Genomic DNA, 7617 nt, shown 5'->3' on the forward strand with positions numbered 1-7617 from the left:
ATACTATAATTATACATAAAGTCAGAAAAAAGTAAATTTTAAGAAGAAGGTGGATCGAATTGAATCAAAACGCTCCAAATGAACTAGAATATATTCGGGAATTTTTAAATACATGGAGAATACAAAACGATACGAGAGAGCCAATTGATTTGCTGCAAACAAAAGAAGATATAAAGCTCTTTATGAAAGAATATTTTGATGAAGAGTTTCCATTTCATACGATAGAGGAATTAAGAGGTTTTCGAGAAGATATTCGGATGACAATTGAAGGCGAAGGATCATTACAAAAATGGTTAGAGAAATACCCATTTCATGTACATATAAAGGATGATATGAAAGGTATTACATATGAACCAGTATATGAAGAGAATGTGTATACAAAAGTGTTAAGCATTGTGTTAATGTCAATTCAAGAAAATGTGTGGGGAAGGTTAAAAGCATGTCCAGATTGTCGCTGGGTATTTTATGATCATTCGCGTAATGGAAGTAAAAGATGGTGCGGTATGTATGCTGGAGAAGAAGGAGGAAGAGCGTGCGGTACAATTGCAAAAGTGAAAAATTACCGAGCGAAGAGAAAAGGAAGAACGGGTTATGATGTGTAATTAATAGTGGGGAAGAAAATGGATGGGGGAATGTAGCATATGAAAGGTACGCAAATGTTAGCTTTAAATAAAAAGTGTTGGGATACAGTTGCACCTTATTTCTTTCAAGTGGATTGTTTACCGAAATATGGTCCTTATACGGCGTCTGAAGATGAGATTCATTTGTTCGATTCAATTAAAGATAAAAAGGTACTTGATATTGGATGTGGAAGTGGGCATTCGCTGAAATATATGGGGGAACATGGAGCAGAGGAAGTATGGGGCCTGGATCTTTCAAGTGAACAAATTAAAATAGCGAATGAAACGTTAAAGAGTTGGAATCCAAAGTTAATATGTGGAGCAATGGAAGAAGAAGGGGATATACCGAAAGATTATTTTGATATTGTATACTCCATTTATGCATTAGGCTGGACTTCGGATTTAAGAAAAACGTTGGAATTGATTTATTCGTATGTAAAGCCAGGAGGAAGTTTTATTTTTAGCTGGGAGCATCCCATATATTCAAACTTACAGTATGGTACAGAAGAAGTTGCTATAAAGTCTTCTTATCATGAGGAAACGCCCATTACGTTTGAAACATTTAAAGGAGAAAATGTACAAGCGACATTATATAAGAGAAAAATAAGTACATACATAAATGAGTTAAATAGAGCGGGATTTAAAATTGAGAGAATAGAAGAGCCTGAACCATCAAGCTCGTTTGATGGAGAACTAGCTGAGCCGTCTACGAAGTATTATTCTTTATATAAAGCTAGAATGGTGCCGACTACTTTTATTATTAAAGCTAGAAAGTAAAGTGTTTTTATAAAAGAAGCCTATGATTTCAAATAGATGAAATGATAGGCTTCTTTATTTTAAAAAAATGAGGTCAAAGGTGTACTTTTCTTATAAAAATGCATTTCATATAAAAGGTGTAATTATTTTGGGGAAGGGGGATTGTTGTGCGTCATCATAGAAAGTGCAAAAAATTTGGAGTGGCACTGCCTCTTCCGCTTATAGGAGCAACGGGTCCGACAGGTAATAGTGGTCCAATCGGTCCAACTGGAGGGCATGAAGGTCCTGTTGGTCCTACAGGGGTGACTGGACCGACGGGAGCAACTGGGCCCCAAGGTCCTCAAGGTATCAGGGGAATACAAGGTCCCCAAGGGACAACAGGAGCACAAGGAATACAAGGGGCTATTGGTGATACAGGAGAGCAAGGTATAACTGGCCCGACTGGTCTCCAAGGTGCTCAAGGATTAATTGGTAACCAAGGTCTAATTGGTGATATTGGAGTACAAGGATTAGAAGGAATACAAGGATCTACGGGTCCTGCTGGTAGTCAAGGTATACAAGGCATACAAGGAATACAAGGGGAAATAGGTGAGCGAGGACAAACAGGGGCACAAGGAATGCAGGGAGAGAGAGGCATAACTGGAGTCTCGGGTATAACTGGTCCACAAGGCCCTCAAGGTGTTCAAGGAATACAAGGAGAGCAAGGGGCTATTGGTATACAAGGGGAAGACGGCTTCCAAGGTATACAAGGAATTACTGGAGAAGAAGGCCCACAAGGAGCTCAAGGAATACAAGGTGAAGTGGGTCCAACTGGTTCTACTGGAATGCAAGGTGCCCAAGGTATAAGTGGAATAAAGGGGATAACAGGTGTAATAGGTTTACAAGGACCACAAGGTGTGCAAGGAATACAAGGTATAACGGGAGCAACAGGTTTTCAAGGGATAAAAGGAATAAGAGGTATAACGGGAGCGACGGGTAGCATTGGTATTCGAGGCTCAGAAGGACCACCGGGCGGTCCGACGGGAGTGACCGGTCCAATTGGCCCTTCTAGTGGGGTGACTGGCCCAGCTGGCCCACCCGGTCCACCAGGAGGTCCACCAGGTCCAACGGGTGCGACTGGTTCAACAGGTGTAAGCGGAGGGATAGGACCAATTGGAGCGCAAGGAGTGCAAGGTATAACAGGTCCAACCGGTCCTCAAGGTGTAAGAGGTGCACAAGGTTCCCCAGGTGTAGTTGGAGCAGTTGGAGTACAAGGGGCACAAGGTCCACAAGGTAACCAAGGTATAACAGGTCCAACAGGTGCAGAAGGTTCTCAAGGAATACAAGGTCCGCTGGGAGTAACTGGTCCAACAGGTGCGGAAGGTCCTAAAGGTATTCAAGGTATACAAGGTGTAATAGGTCCAACTGGTGCACAAGGAATGGTGGGAATACAAGGGATAGCTGGTCCAGCTGGTGTTACAGGAGCGGAAGGAGCTCAAGGAACACAAGGAATCCGAGGAGCAACTGGTCCTGCTGGAGCACAAGGTATACAAGGAGTTCAAGGAATTCAAGGGGAAACAGGAGCAGCTGGAATACAAGGTCCTCAAGGTGTTCAAGGGATACAAGGGACTACCGGATTGACAGGCACACAAGGTCCACAAGGTCCTCAAGGAGTGCAAGGAATAATAGGACCGACTGGAGCTATTGGCTTGCAAGGTTCTCAAGGATTACAAGGAATAACGGGTCCAACAGGAGCGCAAGGAGTGCAAGGAATACAAGGAGTGCAAGGAATTATCGGTCCAACAGGTGCACAAGGAATTAGAGGTCCCCAAGGAAATACAGGGGAAGTCGGTATAACAGGCCCACAAGGAGTCCAAGGAGCGCAAGGTAGTCAAGGACCTCAAGGCCCACAAGGGAATGTTGGAATTACTGGTGCAATGGGTGAAACTGGAGCTGCTGGAGCAACCGGGGCAACTGGACCACAAGGTGTGCAAGGTGTTCAAGGGATTACGGGAATACAAGGAATAACGGGAACGACAGGCAATACAGGTGCAACGGGTCCGCAAGGAATACAAGGTATACAAGGGATTCAAGGGTTGCAAGGTCCAATTGGAGCAAGTGGGGTGACAGGTGCTAGTGGTAGTATAGGCCCAGTTGGAGCACAAGGTAGTCAGGGCCCAAGTGGCGTGGTGGGACCGACAGGAGCAACTGGTAGTGCAGGTTCAATAGGTTTCTTGGGAATAGCGGGAGCGACAGGAGCGACTGGCTTACCTAGCGGGGGAGGTTATTTCTTTTCTACTTCAACGAGTATAATTGCAGCGAATGCGTTAATACCAATTAATTCTGGATCTACAGTTTTTGGTTCTGATGTCAGTTTAACAAATGCAACAACTGTAACGTTAAGTACGCCGGGAATTTATTTAGTAAGCTATTATTTTCAAGGCGATCCAACTGCCGGAAATGAAACAATTTCAGTGAGGCTTACTTTAAATGGAATACAAGTCGCAGGAAGTTTTATTTTTTATGTTACAGGAGGTACTTTTATATTAGAACCAGCAGTTTCGAATACGATGGTCATTGAAGTTACTTCTTCAAATGCAACTTTGTCTTTACAAAATGGTCCGTTAGCTATCGGGCATGTAACGACATTATCTGGTGTGATAACAGCTAGTTTAAATGTATTAAAAATAGTTTGATACGTTAGTTATAACGGGGGAGATGCTTGTGAAGAATCAAGATAAGTGTAGTAAGTTTCAAGCACCTATTCCTTTTCCACCGCCAGGTATTACGGGGCCCACTGGTCCAACCGGTCCAACTGGTGCTTTAGGTGGACCAACTGGACCGCAAGGAATACAAGGCGTACAAGGTCCAATCGGTCCAACCGGCCCACAAGGAATACAAGGAGTGCAAGGGGTGCAAGGAGAAAATGGTCCAACCGGCCCAACTGGTTTAACTGGACCACAAGGTTCTCAAGGTAATCAAGGACCTATGGGAGAACGAGGCCCACAGGGAATACAAGGTGTTCAAGGAATACAAGGAGAAAGAGGTCCGACTGGTCCAACTGGTATTCAAGGGATACAAGGAATTCCTGGCCCAATCGGTCCGACCGGTCCAACAGGAATACAAGGCATACAAGGAATGCAAGGAGAAATCGGTCCAACCGGCCCAACAGGAGTACAAGGAATACAAGGAGTGCAAGGGGAAATTGGTCCGACTGGACCAACTGGAAATACTGGTATACAAGGTGTGCAAGGTAATTTAGGAGGTAGTGGTTTACAAGGTGTAACCGGAATACAAGGAATACAGGGTCCGATTGGTCCAACAGGGCCAACTGGTTCTCAAGGAATTCAAGGGGAGCAAGGACCAATGGGTCCACAAGGGGAAACTGGTGTTCAAGGTTTACAAGGTCCCCAGGGAGAGATGGGGCAGGTAGGTCCAACAGGAATACAAGGAATACAAGGAGTGCAAGGTGTAATCGGTCCGACTGGTCCAACCGGTTTACAAGGTGATCCAGGTCCAACTGGCCCAACAGGAGCCACTGGGATAACTGGTCCGACAGGTTCTGCAACTGGCCCGACTGGAGCAACCGGTCCAACTGGTCCACCAGGAGGTCCAACTGGTCCAACCGGTCCAGCAGGATCACCAGGGGGTCCAACTGGTCCGACTGGAGCAACAGGGGCAACAGGAGCGACCGGAGCAACAGGAGCGACTGGAATTCAAGGGGTACAAGGAATACAGGGACCGACCGGAGCAACTGGTGTAACAGGTTTGCAAGGAGTACAGGGACCAATGGGGGCAACGGGTCCAACGGGTGATCAAGGCATTCAAGGTCCACAAGGGATACAAGGAGTAACCGGTCCGACTGGTCCGCAAGGTCTACAAGGAATCCAGGGACCGGTAGGAGCAACCGGTCCGACTGGTCCACAAGGAGTGCAAGGGGCACAGGGGCCAATCGGTCCAACCGGCCCTCAAGGGATACAAGGCATACAAGGTGAGCAAGGAGTAAGGGGAGCGACCGGTCCAACTGGTTTACAGGGGCTACAAGGAATCCAAGGTCCGAGTGGTCCAACCGGTCCTCAAGGAGTGCAAGGCGTACAAGGTCCGAGTGGCATAACAGGTCCAACTGGTCCTCAAGGAATACAAGGTATTCAAGGTCCACAAGGAGATATAGGTCCAACGGGAGCGACTGGAATACAAGGAGTGCAAGGCCCAGAGGGTCCAACCGGTCCAACTGGTGCAACAGGCCCGCAAGGGATTCAGGGAATACAAGGGATACAAGGTCCAACCGGTCCACAGGGAATTCAAGGTCTGCAAGGAATTCAAGGTCCGATTGGTCCAACAGGCCCGACTGGACCTCAAGGCATACAAGGTATAACTGGCTCGACGGGTCCAACCGGTGCAACTGGAGCAACAGGTCCGACGGGAGTAACGGGTCCTCAAGGTCCTCAAGGAATTCAAGGTCCACAAGGAGTAACAGGCCCAACAGGAGCGACCGGCTCTACGGGAGTAACAGGTCCACAAGGAATCCAAGGAATCCAAGGTTCGCAAGGGATAACGGGTCCGACGGGAGCAACAGGAGTGACTGGAATAACAGGCCCACAAGGAATCCAAGGAATTCAAGGCCCACAAGGTGTGACGGGAGCAACCGGCGCAACAGGAGCGACAGGAGTGACTGGTGCAACTGGACCAACCGGAATCCAAGGTATACAAGGAATAACTGGAGCAACAGGGGTAACGGGGGTAACGGGCCCAACAGGAGCAACAGGTCCAACTGGCTTGACAGGAGCAACAGGATCATCTGCTATATCGACAGGTGGTGGCTATTTCTTCTCTACATCAACAAGCACAATTGCAGCAAGTGCCAACATCCCAATTAATTCTGGATCCACTGTATATGGAACTGGTGTATCTTTAACTAGTGCTACGACAGTCACAGTAACGACGCCAGGAATATATTTAGTAAGCTACTATTTTCAAGGGGATGCAAATGGTGGGAATGAGACAGTATCTGTTAGATTGCTATTAAATGGAACGCAACTAACAGGGAGTTTTATACAAAACGTAACGACATCAACTGTAGTAATCGAACCAGCCATTTCAAATACACTTCTTGTGAATGTGACGAGTGCCAATTCAACATTAATATTACAAAATGGCCCGTTAGGTGTAGGGCATGTGACTACTATAGCAGGTGCGATTACAGCAAGCTTAAATGTAGTGAGAATTTTATAAAGAATATAAAAAACACAAGGAATGTCTTTGTAAGACACACCTTGTGTTTTTTAATATTAAATAAACATTTTCTTTATCTTTTCGGTTGAAAAATATGCTGAAAGAAGTATTTGTGATGTAAGTTATCTACAACCTTATTTGCTTGATATGTGCGTTGTTTTTCAATTCGAAGTCTTTGCTCCATCATTTTAATTGCGTGATCAGATAAACGTAACATAATACATTCTCCTTTTCTATAAATATAGGTGACTATTTGATATCGATCCCATATTTATAATTAAGGAGGCAAAATGTGTAACATAGGCAAAAAGCACCTTCCTCTCCCATTACGCTTACGAGGTTAGCTGTCGGACTCGGGAAGTGAGAGTTTCCCTACTTAAAAAAGATTCGCCCCAAGTAGCATAGCTACAAAAATGGTTCCCCCGCTCCAAAATTTGGACTCAGCAAAAGGTTTTATAAAGTAAAAAATAACATAAAGGAGCGAATAAGTCAAATTATTTTGTGTATTCTGTCTTTTTTAATTGCGTAAGAATCATACCGTCAGGAAGTATTGTATCTGATACTGTAATGAATCCGTGTTTTTTATATAAAGTAATAGCAGGGGTATTCGCTTTACCTGTTTGTACAATGTATGTCATTGAAGAGGGAAACATGTTAAATATATAAATTAGGAGTTTCGTTGCGATTCCTTTTTGAAAAAAATCGGGCGATACAACTAACCTGTGGATATCGATTAGTTTTTCTTCTTGTACAAAAGAAATAAAACCGACAAGTTTATTTTCAGAAAAATATCCATAGAATGTTTCAACGCAATTTTGAATATCGTTTACAGTATCATATAAACGAGGTATGGCAGTACTATTTAAGTAGTCTGCTTCAACTTTATAAGCTGGAATTTGAACCTGTAAAATGGATGTTGCTACTTCAAAAGAAGTGGAATTTAACTTAAGAATCATAGATAATGAAGCCTCCTTTAAATATGGTATATGAATATAATTGCTTTATGGGTGAGTTTGACAATATTTTTCTT

At 44.5% G+C, this 7617-nt stretch carries 6 protein-coding genes and 1 riboswitch; of the genes, 4 read left to right on the forward strand and 2 right to left on the reverse strand.

The features are described 5' to 3' along the window. Positions 1–59 precede the first annotated feature (59 nt). The 4 genes from ABWK52_RS23330 to ABWK52_RS23345 all read left to right on the forward strand — a co-directional run bounded on the left by ABWK52_RS23330 (position 60) and on the right by ABWK52_RS23345 (position 6587). Complete coding sequence (locus tag ABWK52_RS23330) at positions 60–602, forward strand: CGNR zinc finger domain-containing protein (RefSeq protein WP_353772169.1); 543 nt, start codon at positions 60–62, stop codon at positions 600–602. Positions 603–641: 39 nt separating this feature from the next. Then, a complete protein-coding gene (locus ABWK52_RS23335) occupies positions 642–1397 on the forward strand; it encodes a class I SAM-dependent methyltransferase (RefSeq protein ID WP_000679180.1) in 756 nt (251 codons plus the stop codon). Between the two features lie 146 nt (positions 1398–1543). Further along, positions 1544–4051 carry a collagen-like protein gene (locus tag ABWK52_RS23340; RefSeq protein ID WP_141537334.1) on the forward strand — a complete coding sequence of 836 codons (2508 nt, stop codon included), beginning with the start codon at positions 1544–1546 and terminating at the stop codon, positions 4049–4051. 22 nt (positions 4052–4073) lie between these two features. Continuing rightward, positions 4074–6587 (forward strand): BC_3345 family exosporium-associated protein, encoded by a 2514-nt coding sequence (locus ABWK52_RS23345; protein WP_097998370.1) that lies wholly within the window; start codon positions 4074–4076, stop codon positions 6585–6587. Positions 6588–6660: 73 nt separating this feature from the next. Here the strand turns inward: ABWK52_RS23345 and ABWK52_RS23350 are convergent, their stop codons facing one another. Both ABWK52_RS23350 and ABWK52_RS23355 read right to left on the reverse strand, forming a co-directional pair. Then, on the reverse strand, positions 6661–6804 hold the full coding sequence (locus ABWK52_RS23350) for a hypothetical protein (RefSeq protein WP_000945243.1): 144 nt from the start codon (positions 6802–6804) through the stop codon (positions 6661–6663). 96 nt (positions 6805–6900) lie between these two features. Further along, positions 6901–7043: riboswitch (cyclic di-AMP (ydaO/yuaA leader) on the reverse strand. 38 nt (positions 7044–7081) lie between these two features. After that, positions 7082–7543, reverse strand: a complete 462-nt coding sequence (locus ABWK52_RS23355) for a GNAT family N-acetyltransferase (protein WP_000601229.1) — start codon at positions 7541–7543, stop codon at positions 7082–7084. Positions 7544–7617 lie beyond the last annotated feature (74 nt).

It is taken from the genome of Bacillus sp. AP50 (assembly GCF_040492675.1).
GTDB lineage: Bacteria > Bacillota > Bacilli > Bacillales > Bacillaceae_G > Bacillus_A > Bacillus_A cereus.